The organism is Streptosporangium sp. OZ121 (assembly GCF_051918885.1).
In the GTDB taxonomy this organism is placed as follows: Bacteria; Actinomycetota; Actinomycetes; order Streptosporangiales; family Streptosporangiaceae; genus Streptosporangium.
In genome coordinates this window covers 114,116-135,542 of the sequence record NZ_JBPXMC010000010.1, presented here as the reverse complement: position 1 = coordinate 135,542, position 21,427 = coordinate 114,116, and the positions used below count along the sequence as shown (strand labels likewise).

Below are 21,427 nucleotides of genomic sequence, written 5' to 3'. Positions count from 1 at the left end.
ACATGGTCTACACGGTGGTCTGGGCCTGGGCCACCGCGGGTATCGGGGCGGCCGTGCAGAAGCAGATCATGGACAGGTTCTTCAAGGGCCGCGCGATCCTGCAGATGAGGATCTTCAAGATCAGTGTCGAGAAGATCATCTATAACTCGTTCTACTACCCTGGCGACAGCCTGGGCTACGCCGGGGGGGGGGGGGGGGGGGGGCAGCAGGCGCTCCAGTGGAGCATCTTCGAGCTCGCCGGGGTCAAGAAGGACCTCACCGGCAACGACGTCACCGGCGCGGGCGAGAACTTCAAGCAGTTCGGCCGGGGCTTCGCCGGCAACATGGCCTTCAACGGCGCCTACGACCTGACCAAGATCGGCCCCTGGGGCAAGGCGTTTCCCGGTGACGCGGCGGGCAACCTGATGTCCCGGCTGGTCGGCTCGGGGATGTACACCGTGGCGGACAGCACCCTTTAGGGAGATCCCGCCCTCCCCACCTGGGAGCAGTGGATCTCCAAGATCATCGTGCACGGCTCCCGCGCGGCCAAGCCGCCTGCCCGACCGGGGCGGCGCACTTCCCGTGCCCCTTTCCCGTGCCTCCGGAAGTCCGGCCCCGGGCCTTTGCCCGGGGCCGGACCCCGTCGTCGGGGCCGGCCGGTGAACCGGTCGACGGTCAGCCCCTGAAGGGGTCCTCCAGGAGTGAGTTCAGCAACGCGCCGGTCTGCTCGGCCGCGTCCCTGGTGGCCTCGCCCGAGCCTCCAGGATCGCCTCCGCGAGGGCCTCGGAGCCCAGGCGGAGGGCGCGGGTCGATGCGGAGGGCCGCCAGCGCGCCGCCGGCCAGTACCTCCACCGACACGTGGCCGCCGGCCGACTCGCCGCGTCCCCTGGCCTCGGCCAGGTTCTGGCCGACCTCCTCCATCCGGGTCGTCTGTTCCTCGATCACCGCGAGAAGCCGGTCCGTCTCCGGATCACCGGTCGGTGATTACGGCCCGCCGGACATGCCCGGCACGCTCTCCCGATCGCCGCGCATTACTTGCAACTCCCCCAGTCGATGGAGGAGGAACCGCTGGGGCTGCCGCCGTTGAAGCGCACGCACTTGCCCTGGGCCGACAGGACGACCGGGCCCGCGTAGTACTCGTAGTTGCCGCGGTCGCTCTTGGACGGACCACCCTGCACCTCGAGGGTGGCCCAGAGCGGGGACGCGACACCCACGTCCGCGCTCTTCATGGTGACCACGCAGGTGTTCTTCGTGACTCTGTTGAAGAGCTGGTAGACGGTGCCGCCCTTGAACGGGACCTGTCGCTGCACCGAGTAGTTCAGCCCGCAGACCTTCTCCGGGGTGTAGGGGTTGGTGCGCTGTACCGGCGGCGGGGACGACGAGGGCCGCACGAACGTCGGCCTGGGCGTGGTGGGCCGCACTGTCGGCTTGCTCGTCTGTGTGGGCCTGACCGTCTGTGTGGGCCTGACCGTCTGTGTGGGCCTGACCGTCTGTGTGGGCCTGACCGTCTGTGTGGGCTTGACCGTCTGCGTGGGCTTGACGGACGGTCTGGCCGGAGTCGGCGTCGGCGTCGGGGTGGGAGTCAGGCCGGGAGTTCCCTGGGGCAGGGTCGGCGTGGGGGTCGGGGTCGGCCCCGGGGTGCCCGGCGGGCCCGGGGTGGGGGTGGGGCTCGGGACCGGGGTCGGCGTCCCGGTGGGAGGCTGCTCGGGCTCGACGGTCAGGGACGGGGACGGGGACGGCGTCGGTGTCGGCTGGACCGCCGATGTGGACGACGCCGCGGCGGAGGGCACCCCGGCCGTGGGCGTCGGCACCGCGGGCGCGGTCGGAACCGTGGTGAGCGGCGCCGTCGGCACCGGCACCGGAGTGCTGGTGTACGCGCCGATGGTCGGGACCTGGGGCAGGCCGGTGGGGGCGTCGCTGGGCAGCTGCAGCGGCCCCACCTCCGCGACCTGGGGGTCGGGCGTCGTCCCCCAGGGCACGGTCACCTTGCCCGAGGGGTCGTCCCCGGTGTTCTGCACCGGGTCCTGCCCCTGCGGCTCGTCCCGTGACTGGTCCGCCAGCCCGAGCGAGACCTCGGGCATCGCGCCGTTGGCGGAGGCCCGCTCCAGCTCGCTCAGGGCGGTGTACCGCCCGGCGGCCCACAGCCCCAGTCCGGAGAGCAGGACGATCACGCCGACGCAGGCGGCCAGCGCCATCGAGAAGTTGCCCGTCCTCGGACGGCTCCCGGCGGCCTTCGCGGGCGCCGGGGCCGGGGTTTCGGGAGCGGGGGACGCGCCCCGGGGAAGCTGCGGGGCTCCCCAGACCGACGTCGCGGGCTCCGCCTGTCGCGGTACGGCCGCGCCGGGGGCGTTCCCGTCCGGCGGGGAGCCGTCCCCGCGCGTGGCCCCCGTGACGTCCGTACCCGGCCGCGCCTCCACGCCGCCACCCGCCCCGATGTCCGTTCCGGTACCCGAGACGGTGCCGGAGACGAGGCCGGGGAGGGGGAGGAGCGCGGGGTCGGCGGCGGCGCCGGGGAGGGGAGCCGGCGCGTCCGGCGCCTCGGGCTCACCGAGCAGGCGCAGCATGGCGGCCTTGGCGTCCGGGCGCTCCTGCGATCGCTTGTCCAGGCAGGAGACGAGGACGGGCCGGAGCTCCGCGGGCAGGCCGGTCAGGTCGGCGGGGCCTTCCAGGACCCTCTCCGGCCGGCCGCCGAAGGGCGGCCGCCCGGTCGCGGCGTAGACGACCGTGGCCGCCCAGGCGAAGAGGTCCGCGGGCCTGCTCGCCTCCGGCGCCGAGGGGACGGCGGGGGCGGAGAGGGCGGCTTCCTCGCGGACGTGCTCGGGAGCGCGGTAGTCCGGCTCCCGCTCGCCCGTGACGGGGTCGAGCCCGATGTCGAAGACGCGGGGACCGTCCGGGCCGAGCAGCACGGTGTCCGGGGTGAGCGACCCGTGGGCGAGGCCGGACAGGTGGAGGGCGGTCAGCGCGGTGAGCGTGCCGACGGCGAACCGCTCCAGCGCGTCACCGGTGAGCGGCCCGCCCTCGGCGATCGCCTGCCGCAGCGTGGGTCCCTCGACGTGCTCGCGGACCACGTACGGGCGGTCGTCGAACCAGCCGACCTCCAGCAGCCTGGCGGTGTGCGCCCCGGAGGCGCGCTTGGCGGCGTGCAGCTCGTTCGTGATCCGCTCCCGCACCCGGGGGTCGGGGGCCTCGGGCTCGGCGGCCAGGAGGCGGATGACGCGGATGGTGTCGTCGTCGGGAAGATGTCCCAGGTAGACGGCGTGTCCTGGATCCGGGTCGAGCCGGCCGACCAGGATGTACACACCGATGCGCTTAGGATCTTCAGGCAGTAATGGGTGCAAATACCCCATTGCATTCCTTCCAGCACAGCTGTCAATAAAGCCGCTTTAAGCTAATCGGGCACCATCCAACCAAATTTGACGCACTAGATCGTGTTTTTAATACGTTTGTCATGTTTGGTTCTCGGCGGAGCCGGGCCGCCAGCCCCTCCGGCGCCCCATCGGGACGGCGACGCCCGCCACGGTGACCAGGACGCCCACGGCGAGCGACCCCAGCGCGACCCAGAGCGAGATCGAGATGGCCCGGGAATCCTCGGGAGGCGCCGGCCGCACCGCGTTCTCCGGCAGCGGGGCCGCCTGGCGCGGCGCGAGCGCCACCTGCTCGGACGGCAGGATCGCCGAGACCGCCAGCAGCGGGTTGACCATTCCCGCCCCGGTGCCCGCCCCCGAGCCGCCGTTGGCGGTCAGCTCGACGCGCCGCCGTACCCGCACGTTGTCCAGCCCCGGGTGGCGGGCGCGGACCAGCGCGACCACCCCGGCCACGTACGGGGCGGCGAAGCTGGTGCCCTCAAGGTTCTCCCGGTAGGCCCGCCCGGCCCAGGTGCTCGTGACGTTCCGGCCGGGGGCCAGGACGGAGACGGGGGTTACGGCGTTGGACGAGTCGGCCCTCGCCCCGTCGGGACCGGCGGCCCCGACCGAGAGGACCCCCTCGTAGGCGGCCGGGTAGGCGGGCCCGGGGGTGCCGTCCTCCTTCTGCACGTTGCCGGCCGCGGCCACCACGACCGCGTCCATGGCGAGGGCGTAGGTGACCGCGTCGCGCAGGTCGGCATGGTCGCGCGCCTCGACCGACACGTTGATCACGTCGGCGCCCAGTTCGGCGGCCCGCACGATGGCCAGGGCCAGCCGGCCCACGTCGCCGGTGCCGTCCGAGGTCTGCTTGATGGAGATCAACCTCGCCTGCGGCGCGACCCCGGTGAAGGGCACCCCCTTCATCTCGGCCGCCGCGATGATGCCCGCCACCGCCGTACCGTGGCCGAGGCAGTCGCGGGCCCCGGTGGCGGTCAGGTCGATCGACCGGGTCCTTCTCAGCTGGGGGTGCGTGGTGTCCACCCCGCTGTCGACGACCGCGACGGTCACCCCGGCCCCCTTGGTCAGCTCCCACACCTCGGGGAGGCTGAGCCGCCGCTGGGCCCAGGACTCCCCGATGCTGGTCGTGCCGCGCCCGGGATTGCACCTGACCGGCGCTGCGCCCGTCCCCGCGGCGCCCGCCTTCACCGTCGAGGCGTTTCCCGCGTTTCCCGCGTTTCCCGCGTTTCCCGCGTTTCCCGCGCTTCCCGCGCTTCCCGCCTTCACCGTCGAGACGGTTCCCGAGGTCCCCGGGCCCGTCTCCGCTCGCGCCTCCACCTTGGCCACGGCCGGTGGTGCCGCGATCGCCGCGAGCACCAGCACCGTGACGAGCATCCGACCGATCACGAAACGCCCCCAGAACGACCCGGAACAAACGGTCCCCGAGCGAAACGGCCCCCACGCCGAGACGCCTCCGGAGCGAGAAGACCCCAGAAACGGGTGAATACCGGGCAGCACCCTACTCAGCTTGATCGCGTGCCGTCACGGCGCGGCGGGATTCTCCCGGACGGAGGCGCGACCCGGCGGTCATAAGCTGGCGTGGGCGGGCGAGCCGGACAGGCGCCGGTGGGTCCCTCCCACGTCCCGACGCGAACCGACGCGAACCGATGTGAGACCAGGAGCAGGCTTGAGCCAGTACCCATGGGGCGAGGCGACCGCGACCGGCATCGGGTCGCATCCGGGGGAGGACCACGCGGAGGCGGTCAGGGTCGCCTTCGGCGAGTCGCCCGCGCTGCCGTACCTGCCCGAGCTGCCCGCCCGCGGTGTCGGCGCCGACATGATCGGGCGCACCGCCTCACTCCTGCTGGAGCTGCCCGTCGAGGTGCAGCCGTCGGGCTGGCGGTTCGCCGACAGGCCGGGCCGCGACTTCAAGCGCGCCCGCGACCATCTCGTCCGCGACCTCGACGGGCTGGAGGAGGTGGCCCAGGGGTACGAGGGGCCCTTCAAGATCCAGGTGTGCGGGCCGTGGACGCTGGCGGGGGCGATCGAGCTCCGGTACGGCGACAAGACGCTCGCCGATCCTGGCGCGGTGCGCGACCTGGTGGACTCCCTGACCGAGGGGCTCGCCGCGCACGTCGCCGACGTGCGCCGCAGGGTGCCCGGCGCCTCGCGGATCGTGGTCCAGATCGACGAGCCGGGGCTGCCCGGCGTCCTCATGGGCACGGTGCCGACCGCCTCGGGCTTCGGGCGGCTCGCCGCCGTCGACCGCCAGATCGTCGCCGACCGGCTCGGCGCGGTGCTCCCCGAGGGGACGTTCACGGTCGTGCACTGCTGCGCCCCCGGCGTGCCCTTCGGGGTGTTGCGCACGGCGGGCGTGGGAGGCGTCTCGCTGGACGCCCACCTCATGAGGAGGCGCGACGAGGACGCGATCGGCGAGACCGTCGAGGCCGGTACCGCCCTGTTCCTCGGTGTCGTGCCGGGAGCGGACACCAGGCTCCCGGACGTCGACGTGGTCGCCGAGCCCGCCGTCGGGCTCTGGCGCCGCCTCGGCTTCCCCGCCTCGACCCTGGCCTCGCAGGTCGTGCTCACCCCCGCCTGCGGCCTGGCCGGCGCCTCGCCCGCCTACGCCAGGACGGCCCTGGCCACCTGCCGCAAGGCCGCCCGCGTCCTGCAGGACGACCCCGGCGAGTGATCCCGTACGACCTCCACGCGGTGCTCGTAGCGCGTGGGGGCCGGTGCCGTACGGGAGCGGCGACGGCTTGTCCAACTCGGAGCAATGGCGGGATCACATTGTCGGTGCTCGAAGATACGTTTGTCCTGGGCCACGACGATGGGAGAGACGGGCGATGGGCGCTGAGGTCGAAGGTGTGCCGGTGTCGGCGCTGGAGCGGCACGCGGAGCTGACCGAGCTGGTCGAGGAGGCCAACTGGCGTTACCACGTCCTCGACTCGCCCACCGTGAGCGACGCCCAGTACGACGGGTGGATGCGCGAGCTGCGCGAGCTGGAGGAGGAGAGTCCGACCCTCCGCACGCCCGACTCGCCCACCCAGAAGATCGGCGCGCCGATCTCCAGCGACTTCACCCCGGTCAAGCACCTGCAGCGGATGGAGAGCCTCGACAACGCCTTCAACGCCGACGACCTCGCCTCCTGGCAGGCGAGGGCCGAGCGGCTGGCCGAGCGCGACCCCGCGCCCTACCTGTGCGAGCTGAAGATCGACGGCCTGGCGATCGCGCTGCTCTACGAGAAGGGCCGCCTGACCAGGGGCGCGACCAGGGGCGACGGCCGCGTCGGCGACGACGTGACGGCCAACGTCCGCACGATCGCCAACGTCCCGCACCGCCTGACCGGCGACGACGTGCCCGACGTGGTGGAGGTCAGGGGCGAGGTCTACATTCCCGTCGAGGAGTTCGAGAAGCTCAACGAGCAGCTGGTCGAGGCGGGCAAGGCGCCGTTCGCCAACCCGCGCAACTCCGCCGCGGGCTCCCTGCGGCAGAAGGACCCGCGCGTCACCGCGCAGCGGCCGCTGTACATGATCGTTCACGGGGTCGGCAGGTGGGAGGGCGCCACCGCGCCCCGCACCCAGTCGGAGGTCTACGAGCGGCTGAAGGGGTTCGGCCTGCCGGTCAGCGACCTCTACAAGGTCGTCGACGACCTCGACGGCATCAACGCCTTCATCGAGTTCTACCGCGAGCACCGCCACGACCCGGCCTACGAGATCGACGGCGTCGTGGTCAAGGTCGACCGCATCGAGCTGCAGAACAACCTGGGCTCCACCAGCCGGGCCCCGCGCTGGGCGATCGCCTACAAATACCCGCCGGAGGAGGTCAACACCAAGCTCCACGACATCCAGGTCGCGGTGGGCCGTACCGGCCGGGTCACGCCGTACGGCGTGATGGAGCCGATCGTCGTGGCGGGCTCGACGGTCGAGCGGGCCACCCTGCACAACGCCTCCGAGGTGGCGCGCAAGGGCGTGCTGATCGGCGACACCGTGGTGCTGCGCAAGGCGGGCGACGTCATTCCCGAGATCGTCGGCCCGGTCGCCGACCTGCGCGACGGCACCGAGCGCGAGTTCGTGATGCCGGAGCGCTGCCCGGAGTGCGACACCGAGCTGGCGTACGAGAAGGAGGGCGACGCCGACCTGCGCTGCCCCAACACCAGGGCGTGCCCCGCCCAGCTCCGCGAGCGCATCTTCTTCGCGGCCGGGCGCAGGGCGTTCGACATCGAGGGGCTGGGCTACGTGGCGGCCACCGCGCTGACCCAGCCGCTGCCGCCGCAGGAGCCGCCGGTCCGCACCGAGGCGGACCTGTTCGACCTGACGATGGAGCAGCTGCTGCCGATCAGGTCGGTGGTCCGCGACCCCGACACCGGCCTGCCGAAGACCGATCCGGAGAGCGGCGAGCAGAAGGTCGTCACCTTCTTCGCCAACCAGAGCGGCGAGCCGAGCAAGAACGCCGAGAAGATGCTGGAGCAGCTGGAGAAGGCCAAGGACCAGCCGGTCTGGCGGGTGCTCGTCGCGCTCTCCATCCGGCACGTCGGCCCACCGACGGCCCAGGCGATCGCCGACGAGTTCCGCTCGATCCCCGCGATCGCGAAGGCCTCCGAGGAGGAGCTCGCCGCCGTGGAGGGCGTCGGCCCGCGCGTGGCCGCGGCGATCCACGACTGGTTCACGGTCGGCTGGCATCGGGAGATCGTCGACCGGTGGGCGGCCGCCGGGGTCCGGATGGTCGACGACCCCCCGGCCGACCAGCTCCCGCAGACCCTGGCCGGCCTGACCTTCGTGGTGACCGGAACGCTCGCCGACTTCACCCGCGACGAGGCGGGCGAGGCCCTCGCCGGCCGGGGCGGCAAGGTCTCGGCGTCGGTGTCGAAGAAGACCTCCTTCGTGGTGGTGGGGGAGAACGCCGGTTCCAAGTTCGACAAGGCGGTCAAGCTCGGTGTGCCGATCCTCGACGAGGCCGGCCTGCGGGTTCTGCTGGCCGAGGGGCCCGAGGCGGCGTCGGAGATGACGGTGAGACCCGAGGAGTAGGGGTCGTCTCGCCGGTGTCTCGAAGTGCTGTGTCTTGAAAACGTGCGAATTGCTCGTGACGGAACGTGCGCAATCGGTTCCGCGAAGTGGCCCGCAGGCCGTACTCTCCCATAATGAACTAATGGGGGTTTTGTTACTCATGGCCGACCCAACCGACACTCGCGACACCGGACCGCGACCGGGAACGCCCCTGTGGGCCTATCTCGCCGCCGTCATCACGATCGGGTTCACCGCCCTCGTCCTGTCCCTGCTGCGCATAGATGTGGCCGGGGCCGCGGAGCTCGTCCGCAGCCCGCTGTTCTGGATGCTCGCGGCCTTGGTCGTGCTGGGCGAGCTACGGCCGGTGGTGCTGTCGTCGTCGATGACGGTGGGCGGCACCTACCCGTCGACCATGTTCACCTTCGCCGCGCTGCTCCACTACGGCCTGCCGGTCGCCGTGCTGCTGCAGGCGGTCGCCATGGTCGTCAACGGGGCCGTCACCCGCAAGGCGAGCCACCGGGTCATGTTCAACATCGCGCAGGTGACGCTGGCCTGCACCGCGGCCGGGCTGGTGCTCGGGCTGTTCGGCGACAGGTCCGTCACGGGGGCCTCCTGGGTGCCGGACGGCTCGGACCTGCTGGCGATCGGGCTGGCCGGGCTCACCTACTTCGTGGTCAGGGCCCTGCTGGTCTCCGGCGCGGTGGCGCTGCACGAGCGCAGGTCGATCCACCGGGTGATCAAGACCACGATCGGCCACCAGAGCCTCGTCTACGCCGGGCTGCTCGGCCTGGCCCCGCTCGTCGTGGTGGTGATGAACCACTCGCCGGCCCTGGTGCCGCTGTTCCTGGCGCCGATGCTGGCGGTCTACTTCACCGCCACCATGTCGGTCCGCCGCGACCACCAGGCGATGCACGACGTGCTGACCGGGCTGCCCAACCGCAAGATGCTCGTGCTCAGCACGGAGGAGGCGCTCGCCGAGGCGCGGGACGGTGAGCGGGTCGGCCTGTTCCTGCTCGACCTCGACCGGTTCAAGGAGATCAACGACACCCTCGGGCACCCGGTCGGCGACCGGCTCCTGCAACTGGTCGCGCACCGGCTCACCCACAGCGTCCGTCCCGGCGACGTGGTGGCCAGGCTCGGCGGTGACGAGTTCGCCGTCCTGCTGCCCTCGGTCAGGGACGCCGCGGCGGCCAGGGAGGTGGCGGCGCGCCTGCGGGTGGCGATCACCGAGCCGGTCCGGCTGGAGGGCATGAGCTTCGACCTGGACGCCTCGTTCGGCATCGCGATCTACCCCGACCACGCGCCCGACTTCGAGATGCTCCTGCAGCGCTCGGACGTGGCGATGTATCTCGCGAAGGAGGGCAGGACCGGGGTCGAGATCTACGCCGCCGACAAGGACCGGAACAGTCCCGAGCGGATCAACCTCCTCGGCGACCTGCGCAGGGCCATCGACCGCTCCGAGCTGCGGCTGCACTACCAGCCCAAGCTCGACCTGGCCGGAGGGCAGGTGCGGGGGGTGGAGGCGCTGCTGCGGTGGCGCCACCCGGAGCGGGGAATGATCTCCCCCGGCGAGTTCGTGCCGATGGCCGAGCAGTCGTACCTGATGCGCCACCTCACCGGATACGTCATCGACGCCGCGCTGGAGCAGGCCGCCCACTGGTGGCACACCGGCCTGCACGAGCAGATCTCCGTCAACGTCTCGGCCCGCGACCTTCTCGACTGCGCCCTCTCCGACCAGCTGGGAGAGGGGCTGGCGCGCTACCGGCTGCCGCCCAAGGCGATCCAGCTGGAGGTCACCGAGCGCATCCTGATGACCGATCAGGCCTACACCGACGGCGCCGTCCGGGCCCTGACCGCGCTGGGGGTGCCGCTCGCGCTGGACGACTTCGGCACCGGCTACTCCTCGCTGGTCCGCCTGCAGCGCCTTCCGGTCGCCGAGGTCAAGATCGACTCATCGTTCGTCCGCCGCATGGGCGAGTCCAAGGACGACGAGCGGATCGTCCGCTCCATCGTCGACCTGGTCCGCTCCCTCGGCCTGCGCTCGGTCGCCGAGGGCGTCGAGTCGGCGGAGGTGGCCAAACGCCTGGCCGACATGGGCTGCGACCTCGGCCAGGGCTGGCTGTTCGCCGAACCCATGTCCGCCGCCGACGCGACCGTATGGTTGCGCAAACACCGGGCCCTCACCACGCACGACCTGGGCTTCCTGCACCGCACCGAGATCCTCGATCCCCAGAGGGCCTAGCCCTGCCCTGGGTTCCGGCCGCCTGGTGTCGGAGACGTCCACGCCCTCGGACGGCCCCGCGCGGGTCGCCGAGGGATTGATCCGCCTGCGACCGTCGCGGTCCTTGTCAGCGGCGTAGATCCCGGCGCCGGCTAGTTCCACGCCCGGATGAGATCGTCGGGGCCGTACGCGGCGGTGAGGCCGGAGCAGGAGACCCCGCCGCGCGATACCGCGACGAGCGGGACAAGCTCGTCCGTCAGGGCCGCCCTGTGTCTGGCCAGCGCGGCGAGGTCGCGATCGTCGAACGAGGCGTTCTCCAGCCACTTGATCGATCCCAGGAAGCACAGCCGCCGGGCGATCGGCCCCCTGTCCGCGCCCACGATGTCGATCTCCACGTCGTTGCTCCTGGTCCAGTAGGAGCCGATCGCGGGTGCCACCGGCAACCTGTCGTCGGGGAGCAGCCGGGCCAGCGATTCGCGGACGAGGGGTTCCACGGCCCGGCCCCGCCAGGTGCTCCACTGCGCGGCGACCCGCCGCATGGTCAGGTCACCCCTGCGGCGCTCGATCTCGGGCATGTGCGGCCGGATGAAGCGGAGCCAGAAACGCAGGTAGGCGTCGGTCACGCGGTATCGGCGATCCTTCGAGGGGCGGGTGGACAGCGGCAGTTCACCGGCCACGAGCCCTTTGGAGGCCAGAAGCCCGGCCGCCCTGGCGAGGGTGCTGTGCGAGATCCCGCCCGCGCTTCTGGCGATGTTGGTGAACGTGCGCTCGCCACTGCCGATGGCCCCCAGCACCTCGCTCGCCTGGGCGCCGGAGGGGAACCCGGCCGCGAGGGAGCGTTCGGCGGACACCAGGAGGGCCGAGACCGGGTTCGTCAGCGCGGCGTGCAGGTATTCCCAGAGTGACGCCCCGCGAGGCCACTCCCCGCAGACGAGCGGGAGCCCGCCGGTGACGAGGGCCGCGTCGAACGCGTCGGCGGCCGTGAGACGGAGCATCTGCTGGATCTCACGGGGGTTGAGCGGCCCGACGATCATTTCGGTGCCACGCTGGTGGAAGGGGCGCTCATAACTGTTCAGCGCCTCCATCACGGACAGGTCGGATCCGATGAGGATCAGCAGAACGGGCTTGCGGCTGAGGAACCGGTCCCAGGCGCGCTGGAGCAGTCCCTCGAAGGCGTCCACGCGGTCCATGAGATAGGGGACCTCGTCGATCACGACGATGGACGGGGTGTCATCGGGAAGCGCGTCCGCCAGCAGCTGCAGTGCTCCGTTCCAGGTGCCGGGCGCCGCCTCGGAGAACGCGTCCCGGCCCGGCAGGTCCGACGTCGTGACATCGGCCGTGAACTGGTGGAGCTCGCTCTGGGCGTCCGCCCGCGCCGAGGTGTAGAAGAGCGACGGCAGGCCGCTGCGGCCGATGAACTCCTCGGCCAGGGCCGATTTGCCGATCCGCCTGCGTCCCCGGATCAGCACGCACTGCCCGGGACGCCCGGTCGTCGCCTCCGCCCGGACGCGGTCGAGCAGGGATCCGAGCACCGTCAGCTCGTGCTGCCTGCCGATGAACTCGCCCATGCGTCCCCAATACTATCGCTGGCGATACTACTGCTGGAGATACTATCGCCAGCGATAGTATCTCCGGTGAACATAGAAGTTCACTTCTGAGAAGTACGCCCCTATGCGCTTCGGCGGTCGCGGTGAAGTCCGCGATCTCCTTCAGGCTTCAGGGCCGGGAAGAGCCGGAGCCGTTTCCTCCGGGTCCGGAGGGCCGGACGGTCCGACCGCCGGGAGTGAGAGATCTTCGCTTGGTTGCGGCAGTGTTAATGAGTCGGGACCCTCAGGTCGCGAGCCATAGGATGACAGTGTCCAATTGCCATTCCACGAAACGGGTTCAACGACTCATGTCCGCCATAACCCGCGACGAGGTCGCTCACCTCGCCCGGCTGTCCCGGCTGGCGCTGGCCGACGAGGAGCTCGACCACTTCGCCGCCCAGCTCGATGTGATCATCGGTGCGGTCGCCCGCGTCGCCGAGGTGGCGGCCGACGACATCCCGCCGTCCTCGCACGCGCTCCCGCTCACCAACGTCTACCGCCCCGACGAGGTACGACCCAGTCTGACGCCGGAAGAGGCGCTGTCGGGCGCCCCCGCGGTCGAGGACGGCCGCTTCCGCGTCCCGCGCATCCTCGGGGAGGAAGCATGAGCCTCATCCGCAAGTCCGCCGCGGACCTGGGCGCGCTGATCGCGAGCGGCGAGGTCTCCGCCGTCGAGGTCGCCCAGGCCCACCTCGACCGGATGGCCGCCGTCGAGCCGAAGGTGAACGCCTTCCTGCACGTCGACGCCGAGACGACCCTGGAGCAGGCGCGCGCCGTCGACGCCCGCAGGGCCGCCGGCGAGGAGCTCGGCCCGCTGGCCGGGGTGCCGATCGCGCACAAGGACGTCTTCACCACCAGGGACATGCCGACCACGGCCGGATCGAAGATCCTCGAAGGGTGGAAGCCGCCGTACGACGCGACCGTGACCCGCCGCCTGCGCGAGTCCGGGCTGGTGATCCTCGGCAAGACCAACCTCGACGAGTTCGCGATGGGCTCCTCCACCGAGAACTCGGCGTACGGCCCCACCCACAACCCGTGGGACCTGTCGCGCATCCCCGGCGGCTCCTCCGGCGGCTCCTCCGCCGCGGTCGCCGCGTACGAGGCCCCGCTGTCCACCGGCACCGACACCGGTGGCTCGATCCGCCAGCCCGCCGCGGTCACCGGCATCGTGGGCATGAAGCCGACCTACGGCGGCTCGTCCCGCTACGGCCTGATCGCCTTCGCCAGCTCGCTCGACACCCCGGGCCCCTTCGCCCGCAACGTGCTCGACGCGGCGCTGCTGCACGAGGCGTTCTCCGGGCACGACGTCATGGACTCCACCTCCGTCGACGCCCCGGTGCCCTCGGTCGTCGAGGCGGCCCGCAACGGCGACGTGGCGGGGCTGCGCATCGGCGTGGTCAAGGAGTTCGGCGGCGACGGCTACCAGGCGGGCGTGCTCGCGCGCTTCCACGAGAGCGTGGAGCTGCTGGAGTCGCTGGGCGCGAAGGTCTTCGAGGTCTCCTGCCCGTCGTTCACCACCGCCCTCCCCGCGTACTACCTCATCGCCCCCTCGGAGTGCTCCTCCAACCTGGCCCGCTTCGACGCCATGCGCTACGGCCTGCGCGTCGGCGACGACGGTACCCGCAGCGCCGAGGAGGTCATGGCCCTCACCCGGGCACAGGGCTTCGGCCCCGAGGTCAAGCGCCGCATCATCCTGGGCACGTACGCGCTGTCCAGCGGTTACTACGACGCCTACTACGGGCAGGCGCAGAAGGTCCGCACGCTCATCGCGCGCGACTTCGAGGCCGCCTTCCAGCAGGTGGACGTGCTCATCTCGCCGACGACGCCCACCACGGCGTTCCCGATCGGCGAGCGCGCCGACGACCCCATGGCGATGTACCTGGCCGACCTGTGCACCATCCCGAGCAACCTGGCGGGCAACGCGGCCATCTCCGTGCCGTGCGGGCTGGCCGACGAGGACGGCCTGCCGGTCGGTCTGCAGATCATGGCCCCGGTGCTCGGCGACGACCGCTGCTACCGGGTCGGCGCCGCGGTCGAGAAGGCCCTCGAGAGCCGGTGGGGCGGCGGCCTGCTGTCCAGAGCCCCGGAGCTGTAGGGCTTTTCCGGGATCGTGGGACGAGGGCGAGGGGGCGACAGGTGACAGGGAGTACGGCGGCATGATCACTCGGATCGAGATCGACGGGTTCAAGTCCTTCTTGAGCTTCGATCTCGATGTGCCGCCCTTCCTCGCGCTGGTCGGCCCCAACGCGAGCGGCAAGTCGAACCTCTTCGACGCCGTGGGGTTCGTGGCGGCCGAGATCGAGGGTTCCGGCGGGCTGCTCGGGGCGGCCCGCGGGCTGCCGGGCGAGCAGTTCCACCGGGTCGCCCACGGCTCGGCGGTGCCGGGATTCGTCGTCTCGGTGGAGGCGCTCGTCACCCCGGAGCCCGGCTCCGTGGTGCCGATCAGGTTCGACGTGGGCGCGGAGATGGTGCTGAAGATCCCCAGATCCAGCGGTGCCGTCGTCAGCCATGTCGCCCAGCGGATCCCCGAGGAGCTGCTGGAGCTCATGGTCGAGGACCCCGACCCGGAGGGCACGCCTCGCCGTACGGTCCAGTCGTGGCGCCGATACTCGCCGTCGCCGGCGGCGATGCGCCGCCGCTGTCCCTCGGCGAACCGGGGGCCGCTCGTGGCCGACGGTTCGAACCTGGCCGCGGTGCTCGGGCGGATGGCGGGTACGGAGGCGCTGGCCGACCTCGCGGCCGATCTCGCGGGGGTGGTCCCCGACGTCGTCGGGCTGGTGCCGCGCGTCGAGCGCGGGGAGTGTTCCTTCGAGCTGATCGTCGACGGCCAGGGAGTGGTCCCGGCGGCGCTGCTGTCCGACGGCACCCTGCGCATCCTCGGCCTGCTCGCCGCCCTGCACGACCCCGACCATCCGGGCACGCTGCTGGTGGAGGAGATCGAGAACGGCGTCCATCCGGCCCGTCTCGGCGAGCTGCTCCGGCGGGTGCGCCGCCGGATCACCGCGCCGGGGGGTCCCGAGCCGCTGCGGCAGCTCATCCTCACCAGCCAGTCCCCGATCGTCGTCGCGGAGGTCTACCGGACCGAGCCGGACGCGCTGACGTTCCTCGACACCGCGGTCCGCGTCGATCCCGACAACGACCGGGTGTCGCGGGTGACCGTGGCCAAGCCGATCCAGCCGGACGGCGAACCGGGCACGTTCGTCTCGCCCCGGCAGGTCCGCAAATACCTGGGCGCGGCGGCATGAGCAGCCGCCCGCTGGTTCCGGGACTCATCGCGGAGGGGGAGGCCGACGAGGGCTTCCTCGGCATCGTGATCTCCAGGCAGCTGCGCGAGCTCACCTGGATGTCGCCGTACGCCGTCGACGTCGAGGCGACGGAGGTCGTCTCCTGCGACCGGGAGCACATGGTCACCGCGCTGGAGGAGCTCGCGGCCGACTGCCACCTGCTCTTCACGCACGACGACGAGCGGGAGCGCCGCCGCAGGGACGGCGTCCGCTACCACTCGCACTACCTGGTGCCGGTGATCGGGCTGGGAGAGACGGAGGGCTGGCTGCTCGCCGACCCCGCCGCGTGGGCGAAACTGGAGGGCAGCGACCTCAGCAGGCTGCCCGCGCGGCCCCGCGACGTCGAGCGGATCTCCGACCCCGCCGGGGTGCTGGCCACGACCGTCCCCCGGCGCGGCAAGCCTGCCCGCGACTACTTCGAGTACATAGGACGCAACATCGATCTCGCCGTTCTGGCCCAGGTGCCCGCCTACGCGAACTGGGTGGCCGAGACGAGGAACGCGTTGAAGGGACTTGGTTATCTATGACGTTTTCTATGGAGCAGGAAGTGGTGAACGACAGTGAGCGCTGAGACGTTGATGCCGTACGACGAGGCGCTGGAGCGCTTCGAGCCGGTGCTGGGCCTGGAGACGCACGTCGAGCTGGGCACGGCGTCGAAGATGTTCTGCGGCTGCCCGACCACGTTCGGCGCCCCGCCGAACACGCACGTCTGCCCGGTCTGCCTGGCGCTGCCCGGCTCGCTGCCGACGGCGAACGCCGCGGCGATCGAGGCGACCATCCGCATCGGCCTGGCGCTCAACTGCTCCATCGCCGAGTGGTGCCGCTTCGCTCGGAAGAACTACTTCTATCCGGACATGCCGAAGAACTACCAGATCAGCCAGTACGACGAGCCGCTCTGCTTCGACGGCTACCTCGACGTCGAGGTCGACGGCAAGACCGTCAGGATCGAGATCGAGCGCGTCCACCTGGAGGAGGACACCGGCAAGTCCACCCACGTCGGTGGCGCGACCGGCCGCATCCACGGCGCCGACTACTCGATCGTCGACTACAACCGGGCGGGCATCCCGCTGGTGGAGATCGTCACCAAGCCGATCCCGGGGACCGACAGGCTCGCCCCCGAGGTCGCCCGCGCCTACGGCATCGAGCTGCGCGAGCTGGTGCGCGGCCTCGGCGTCTCGGACGTGCGCATGGAGGAGGGCTCCATGCGCTTCGACGTGAACGTCTCCCTCATGCCGCGCGGCTCCTCGGAGTGGGGCACCCGCACCGAGACCAAGAACGTCAACTCGCTGCGCAGCGTCGAGCGCTCGGTGCGGGGTGAGATCGAGCGCCAGGCCGCGATCCTGGCCGGCGGCGGCCGGATCATCCAGGAGACCCGCCACTTCCACGAGAACACCGGCACCACCACCTCGGGACGGTCCAAGGAGGAGGCGCAGGACTACCGCTACTTCCCCGAGCCCGACCTGGTGCCGATCGCCCCCGACCCGGCGTGGGTCGCCGAGCTCAAGGCCGCCCTGCCCGAGCTGCCGGGCGCGCGGCGCAAGCGGCTCCAGCAGGAGTGGGGCGTGTCCGACCTGGACATGGCGGCCATGCACAACGCCGACGCCATCTCCCTGGTCGAGGCGACGGTCGCCGCGGGCGCCCCGCCCGCGGACGCCCGCAAGTGGTGGATGGGCGAGCTGGCCCGCCGCGCCAACGAGGCCGGTCTCCCGCTGAGCGCGCTGAGCATCACCCCCGACCAGATCGCCAGGGTGTGCGCGATGGTCGCCGGGGGAGCGCTGAACGACAAGCTGGCCCGTCAGGTGCTGGAGGGCGTGCTGAACGGCGAGGGCTCCCCCGACGAGGTGGTGGCCGCCCGCGGCCTGCAGATCGTCAACGACGAGGGCGAGCTGATGGAGATCATCGACCAGGTCCTGGCGAGCAACGCCGACGCGGCCGACAAGGTGCGCAACGGCAAGGTCGCCGCCGTCGGCGCCCTGGTCGGCGGCGTGATGAAGGCCAGCAGGGGCAAGGCCGACGCGGGCCGCGCCCGCGAGCTCATCCTGGAGCGCTTGGGCGTTTCCGGGTAAGCCTCGGCGTCTCCGGACAAACTCACACGAGGGGTTTCCCGAGAGCTCACGCGAAGGGCCTGTGGGGCCCGCGCGCGGGGTTTCCCGGGAGCTCACGCCGAAGGTTTCACGTGTGGTTCACGCGGACCCCGCCGCTCCGGTGGCGGGGTCCGCGCTCGCGTTCGGGTCTTCCGGGAAACGGACATGCCCGGTCGGACGATGTGAACGGTGCCCCCGCCCCTCCTGACGGGGGCACCGCCGCGACCGGCGTACGACGGCGCCAGACCCGGAGCGCCGTCCGGTCACGTATGACCCGCGAGCGGCCCCTGGTCGTCCGCACCACCGCTCGCGGGAGTTCAGTACGACGACACACGGAGAAGCCCGTGCCGTCGCGGCTGTTCAGGGGGCGGTGAAGATGTGCCGAGCCCGCGCGCCGTGCGGCTTTTCGACCTGGACGGACAGTTCCGAGACGAGCGCCTCGGTGGAGAAGCGCATGAACGTCTCCCGGACCCCGGCCTGTCCCTGCCGCTGGGTGACGGTGACGCGCAGGGTGGCGTACCAGACGGGGACGCCGAGGCCGGTCACGCAGACGATCTCCCCGCCGGGGTAGGCCTGCCGGAGCGCGGCGAGCCGGCGTTCGGCCAGTTCCGCCGCCTCCTCGGAAAACAGCGGTCCGCGGAGGGCGGGTCCCTCCTGGCTCGTCATCGCGAAGCCTCCCGCCGGGTCCGGTCTCGCCGCTCGTACCCGTCGAGCTGGCGGCACAGACCGCTCGGGTCGGGGCGTGCAGCGTACGAGTGCAAACACAACCCGGTACCGGGCACGGGCCGGTGGCGTACCAGATGCCGCCTGCCCGCCAGACCTTCCAGGGCGGGAACGCGTGGCCGATGCTTGTGGCGAGCGCGTCGGCCTGGTCGTCGCTCAGCAGGGGCGGATCCTCGACACTCGGCGCGTGTGGTGATTCCGTGTTCCGGTGCATGTACAAAGCGTCACCGTCACGAGGGGCGGCGAAGTATCACGGGTTCGTGAAACCCGCACGTGCTACGGCAGGCCGAGCCAGCTCGCGAAGCCGCTGAGGTTCCGGGGACGCCGTCGTTCCAGGTCGACGAGCATCCGGACGGTTTCACGGACCATCGGGTGGTTGCGCGTCTGCTGGGGGGCGACACGGCGGGCGGCGAGCAGCATCTCCAAGGACTTCTGGCGATCACCGTGGTAGAGCCAGCCGCGCGCCAGATCGATGTAGTGATGGCCGAGGCGGACCGGCGCGACCGTCGGGGGGAACGTGGCGTTCCGGGCGCGACGAACCGCCTCACCGCCGTCGTACATCTCCACGGCGACCGCGACCTCATGCATGATCACGTTGGAGGGCCCGAATTCGAGGCCATAGTGATTCGCGTCCCCGCCCAGTACGCGGGCGGCCTCGCGTGCGTGCTCGATGTGGTCGAACGCGGTCTGCCGGTCCGCTGCGCGGGCAGCGAAGATCGCGGACCGGAGATGAGCCGCGCCGTACACGCTCAGCTCGGCGGGAGCCAGGAGGCCAAGATCCTCACCGATGTCCCGCCGAACTCGATCCAGAAGCATCAGGCCTTTGTCGTAGGTGGCCGTCGCCAGGAACAGGGTCGAACGCTGCCACTGCGTGCGGGCGACGCGCAGCCGATCCTGAGACGCCTGGGCCGCCCACGCCACACGATCCATGGCGGAGCTTCGCAGGTCGAAGTAACCCAGCGTGTAAGCGATCGCCGTCACCCCGGTGTACGCCTCGGACAGCAGCCCGAAAAGCTCATCGCGTCGAGCGCCCTCGCTGACGTGCACGGCTCTCGTCAGCTCCTCCAGGAGGCCCGGAAGCATCTCTCCAAGCTGGGCGTACCGAGCCTGCCTGCCCAGCACGGACGCGCGGCGCACGTCCGCCCGGAGCCGTTCCATCGATGGCGGCGAGACGTCTTCGTCGGGCAGGTCCCAGGCGAGGAGCGCGCGCCGGATCTCGGGGATGCACTGGTGAATCCGGTTCTCGCGCGCTTCGGGATCACGGTACGGCTGGCCTGTCAGCTCGCCGAGCCCGATCCGCAGAGTTCGAGCCACGGCGGTGACGAGGGCCTGCGTGGCCGGTTTGTGCCCCCGTTCGACCTGGGCGATCAGACTCTTGGAGCAGGGCACGCGATCGGCGAGCTGCTGTTGCGTCAGGCCGCGCAGCTTGCGGGCCTGGGCGATCCGTCGCCCAATTCGCTCTTCGGCGGGGGTATTCGCACCATCATCACGCATGAGCAGGCCCCGCACGTTTCCATAATGGTCTCGACGACCTCAGGCTACGTCCGGGGCCTTCGCGTGTCATGGGAACAGCTGGTCAGGGATGGCGTCTCAGGAAATCGATCATTTCGGTTCTGGTCTCCTCGTGCGGTTCCACCGATGCCGCCCGCCTCACCCAGTTTCTCGCCTCGTCCGGTACGGCTGAGGCCGGCCAGGTGGTCAGCGCGGCCAGGGCCGCGCGCCGGATCCTGGTGACCCGGTTGCGCAGCGCCACGTCGATCAGTGCCAGTCCGATGCCGGGGAAGGACTCCAGCCCGCCTACGACGGACTCCAGCGCTCGATCCGGCCTGTACTCCTCGCCGAGGCCGAGGTGGTCCCCCGGCCCATCGGCGATGTCAGCCAGATCGGTCAGGGGAAGGAGTCGTCCGGCCAGGTGGACGAGCTGTTCGGCCTCCTCGGCGGTGGCGAGCCTGATGGCGTGGTGCCATGCGGACTCGTCCAGCGGATCGGTGTTCAGGCGGGCGATGATCTGCGGGACCACCGGCAGGTTGAGTTCGTCGGCGGCCCACATCGCGTGGCCGAAATCGGCGTGGTGCGGATCGGCCAGGCACTCCAGTACGAGGTCGTGCCACCGGGGTTGAACGACGAGTTCCTCGTAGCGGTGGCGGAGCTGCGCGATCATGTCGGGCGGCCAGGACGAAGCGTCGCCGGGCTCGCGCAGGAAGGCCTGGATTCTCAGTGCGGCGTCCAGCCTGCCGAGCGTGGCCCGCCCGCCGACGAGAAGGTCGGCGAGGCGATGCGTGGCCGGTACGGCGTCGGCGTAGTCGCTCATGTCCTCGGCCGGACCGCCCAGCGCCAGGGCGGCCAGGATGTCCGCGGCGCCGTCGAGCAGGGCGTCGTCGACGTCCGGCTCCAGCAGGGCCGAGTACAGGTCGCCGGTCGTGGCCGCGAGGTGGGCCAGGTATTCGTTCATGATCCCGTTGCGGAAGCCCTCGCGGAGCAACCAGGCCTTGATCTGTGGATCGCCGCACCCCTTGAGCCGTTCCACCGCGTGGATGCGGCCCCAGCCCCGTACTCGGCGGGCCAGTTCGTAGGTGGCACGCTGGTGGTCGGGCTGGGTGCGCCGCAGGGCGACCACCGCGTACAGGGTGAGCTCTTCCAGCGTGCCGAGCAGGAGCAGTAGCTCCCGGTCCCGCTCGTCCCCGCAGGCGCCGAGCAGCACAAGGCCGATCTTGACGGCGTCGCGGTGGGTGCCGTGCTCGGCCAGATGCCGTCCGACCTCGCCGATCCTGTCTCTGGGAAGCCGCTGCCGTCGGATACGGTCGATGAGATCGTCGGCGATACCGAGCGCTGAGACGGCGCTTAGCCGATCATGCAGCCGCAGGAGATCGTTGTGGGCGGGATCGTCGGTGACGAGCCTGCCGAGCAGGTCGGTGATCTCGATGAGGGCGTCGTCGTCGGGCTTGACGCCGAAGTGATGGGTCTGGATGCCGTCCATGACGACACTGCTGATGAACGGCTCGTCGCCGGTGGGGCGGGGCGGTTCGTCGGGGAGTCGCTGGGCGTCCTCGGGCCACGGGCCGGGCCCGTACCGCAGGGACATCGCGAGCGCGTGAGCGAGGAAGGTGGGGCGATCGCCGAGGGGATCGTCGCCCAGCTTCCAGGTGCCGGGGTTCACCGGCTGGGGCGGTGGCCGCCCTTCCTGTAGGTCATGCCCGCCATGA

Annotated in this window: 16 protein-coding genes; 9 read left to right on the top strand and 7 right to left on the bottom strand. The window is 71.3% G+C overall.

The features are described from left to right. Positions 1 to 2: 2 nt before the first annotated feature. Positions 3 to 458: a hypothetical protein gene (locus tag ACTOQ1_RS19990; protein ID WP_440069151.1), complete on the top strand. Its 456-nt coding sequence runs from the start codon at positions 3 to 5 to the stop codon at positions 456 to 458. 196 nt (positions 459 to 654) lie between these two features. Here the strand turns inward: ACTOQ1_RS19990 and ACTOQ1_RS19985 are convergent, their stop codons facing one another. The 3 genes from ACTOQ1_RS19985 to ACTOQ1_RS19975 all read right to left on the bottom strand — a co-directional run bounded on the left by ACTOQ1_RS19985 (position 655) and on the right by ACTOQ1_RS19975 (position 4,727). Then, positions 655 to 924, bottom strand: a complete 270-nt coding sequence (locus tag ACTOQ1_RS19985; RefSeq protein ID WP_440069150.1) for a YbaB/EbfC family nucleoid-associated protein — start codon at positions 922 to 924, stop codon at positions 655 to 657. A gap of 86 nt (positions 925 to 1,010) precedes the next feature. Then, positions 1,011 to 3,278 carry a protein kinase domain-containing protein gene (locus ACTOQ1_RS19980; RefSeq protein ID WP_440069149.1) on the bottom strand — a complete coding sequence of 756 codons (2,268 nt, stop codon included), beginning with the start codon at positions 3,276 to 3,278 and terminating at the stop codon, positions 1,011 to 1,013. Between the two features lie 147 nt (positions 3,279 to 3,425). Beyond that, on the bottom strand, positions 3,426 to 4,727 hold the full coding sequence (locus ACTOQ1_RS19975; protein WP_440069148.1) for a S8 family serine peptidase: 1,302 nt from the start codon (positions 4,725 to 4,727) through the stop codon (positions 3,426 to 3,428). A gap of 280 nt (positions 4,728 to 5,007) precedes the next feature. Here ACTOQ1_RS19975 and ACTOQ1_RS19970 point away from each other — a divergent pair, with 280 nt between their 5' ends. From ACTOQ1_RS19970 to ACTOQ1_RS19960, 3 genes are all read left to right on the top strand, one after another. After that, positions 5,008 to 6,012, top strand: a complete 1,005-nt coding sequence (locus tag ACTOQ1_RS19970) for a methionine synthase (protein ID WP_440069147.1) — start codon at positions 5,008 to 5,010, stop codon at positions 6,010 to 6,012. A 154-nt stretch (positions 6,013 to 6,166) separates the two neighbouring features. Beyond that, positions 6,167 to 8,347: an NAD-dependent DNA ligase LigA gene (gene ligA, locus ACTOQ1_RS19965; protein WP_440069146.1), complete on the top strand. Its 2,181-nt coding sequence runs from the start codon at positions 6,167 to 6,169 to the stop codon at positions 8,345 to 8,347. Between the two features lie 139 nt (positions 8,348 to 8,486). After that, positions 8,487 to 10,568 (top strand): putative bifunctional diguanylate cyclase/phosphodiesterase, encoded by a 2,082-nt coding sequence (locus ACTOQ1_RS19960; RefSeq protein WP_440069145.1) that lies wholly within the window; start codon positions 8,487 to 8,489, stop codon positions 10,566 to 10,568. Positions 10,569 to 10,699: 131 nt separating this feature from the next. Here ACTOQ1_RS19960 and ACTOQ1_RS19955 read toward each other — a convergent pair whose 3' ends face one another. Continuing rightward, positions 10,700 to 12,115 carry an ATP-binding protein gene (locus ACTOQ1_RS19955; protein ID WP_440069144.1) on the bottom strand — a complete coding sequence of 472 codons (1,416 nt, stop codon included), beginning with the start codon at positions 12,113 to 12,115 and terminating at the stop codon, positions 10,700 to 10,702. Positions 12,116 to 12,441: 326 nt separating this feature from the next. On the opposite strand from ACTOQ1_RS19955, the gene gatC reads away from it, so the two are divergent. The 5 genes from gatC (at position 12,442) to gatB (ending at position 17,483) form a co-directional block, all read left to right on the top strand. Beyond that, positions 12,442 to 12,741: an Asp-tRNA(Asn)/Glu-tRNA(Gln) amidotransferase subunit GatC gene (gene gatC / locus ACTOQ1_RS19950; protein WP_329085297.1), complete on the top strand. Its 300-nt coding sequence runs from the start codon at positions 12,442 to 12,444 to the stop codon at positions 12,739 to 12,741. Beyond that, complete coding sequence (gene gatA, locus ACTOQ1_RS19945) at positions 12,738 to 14,228, top strand: Asp-tRNA(Asn)/Glu-tRNA(Gln) amidotransferase subunit GatA (RefSeq protein ID WP_440069143.1); 1,491 nt, start codon at positions 12,738 to 12,740, stop codon at positions 14,226 to 14,228. Before gatC ends, gatA begins: the two co-directional genes overlap by 4 nt. 61 nt (positions 14,229 to 14,289) lie before the next feature. Beyond that, positions 14,290 to 15,378: an AAA family ATPase gene (locus tag ACTOQ1_RS19940; RefSeq protein ID WP_440069142.1), complete on the top strand. Its 1,089-nt coding sequence runs from the start codon at positions 14,290 to 14,292 to the stop codon at positions 15,376 to 15,378. After that, positions 15,375 to 15,944: a hypothetical protein gene (locus ACTOQ1_RS19935; RefSeq protein WP_435288491.1), complete on the top strand. Its 570-nt coding sequence runs from the start codon at positions 15,375 to 15,377 to the stop codon at positions 15,942 to 15,944. The genes ACTOQ1_RS19940 and ACTOQ1_RS19935 overlap by 4 nt, the downstream gene beginning before the upstream one ends. Positions 15,945 to 15,977: 33 nt before the next feature. Further along, positions 15,978 to 17,483: an Asp-tRNA(Asn)/Glu-tRNA(Gln) amidotransferase subunit GatB gene (gatB, locus tag ACTOQ1_RS19930; protein WP_440069141.1), complete on the top strand. Its 1,506-nt coding sequence runs from the start codon at positions 15,978 to 15,980 to the stop codon at positions 17,481 to 17,483. A gap of 378 nt (positions 17,484 to 17,861) precedes the next feature. Here the strand turns inward: gatB and ACTOQ1_RS19925 are convergent, their stop codons facing one another. From ACTOQ1_RS19925 to ACTOQ1_RS19915, 3 genes are all read right to left on the bottom strand, one after another. Continuing rightward, positions 17,862 to 18,167: a hypothetical protein gene (locus ACTOQ1_RS19925; protein WP_440069140.1), complete on the bottom strand. Its 306-nt coding sequence runs from the start codon at positions 18,165 to 18,167 to the stop codon at positions 17,862 to 17,864. A 333-nt stretch (positions 18,168 to 18,500) separates the two neighbouring features. Continuing rightward, positions 18,501 to 19,733: a helix-turn-helix domain-containing protein gene (locus tag ACTOQ1_RS19920; RefSeq protein WP_440069138.1), complete on the bottom strand. Its 1,233-nt coding sequence runs from the start codon at positions 19,731 to 19,733 to the stop codon at positions 18,501 to 18,503. A gap of 67 nt (positions 19,734 to 19,800) precedes the next feature. After that, the gene (locus tag ACTOQ1_RS19915; RefSeq protein WP_440069136.1) at positions 19,801 to 21,381 is read right to left on the bottom strand and encodes a hypothetical protein; all 1,581 of its coding nucleotides are present in this window, start codon (positions 21,379 to 21,381) and stop codon (positions 19,801 to 19,803) included. Positions 21,382 to 21,427 lie beyond the last annotated feature (46 nt).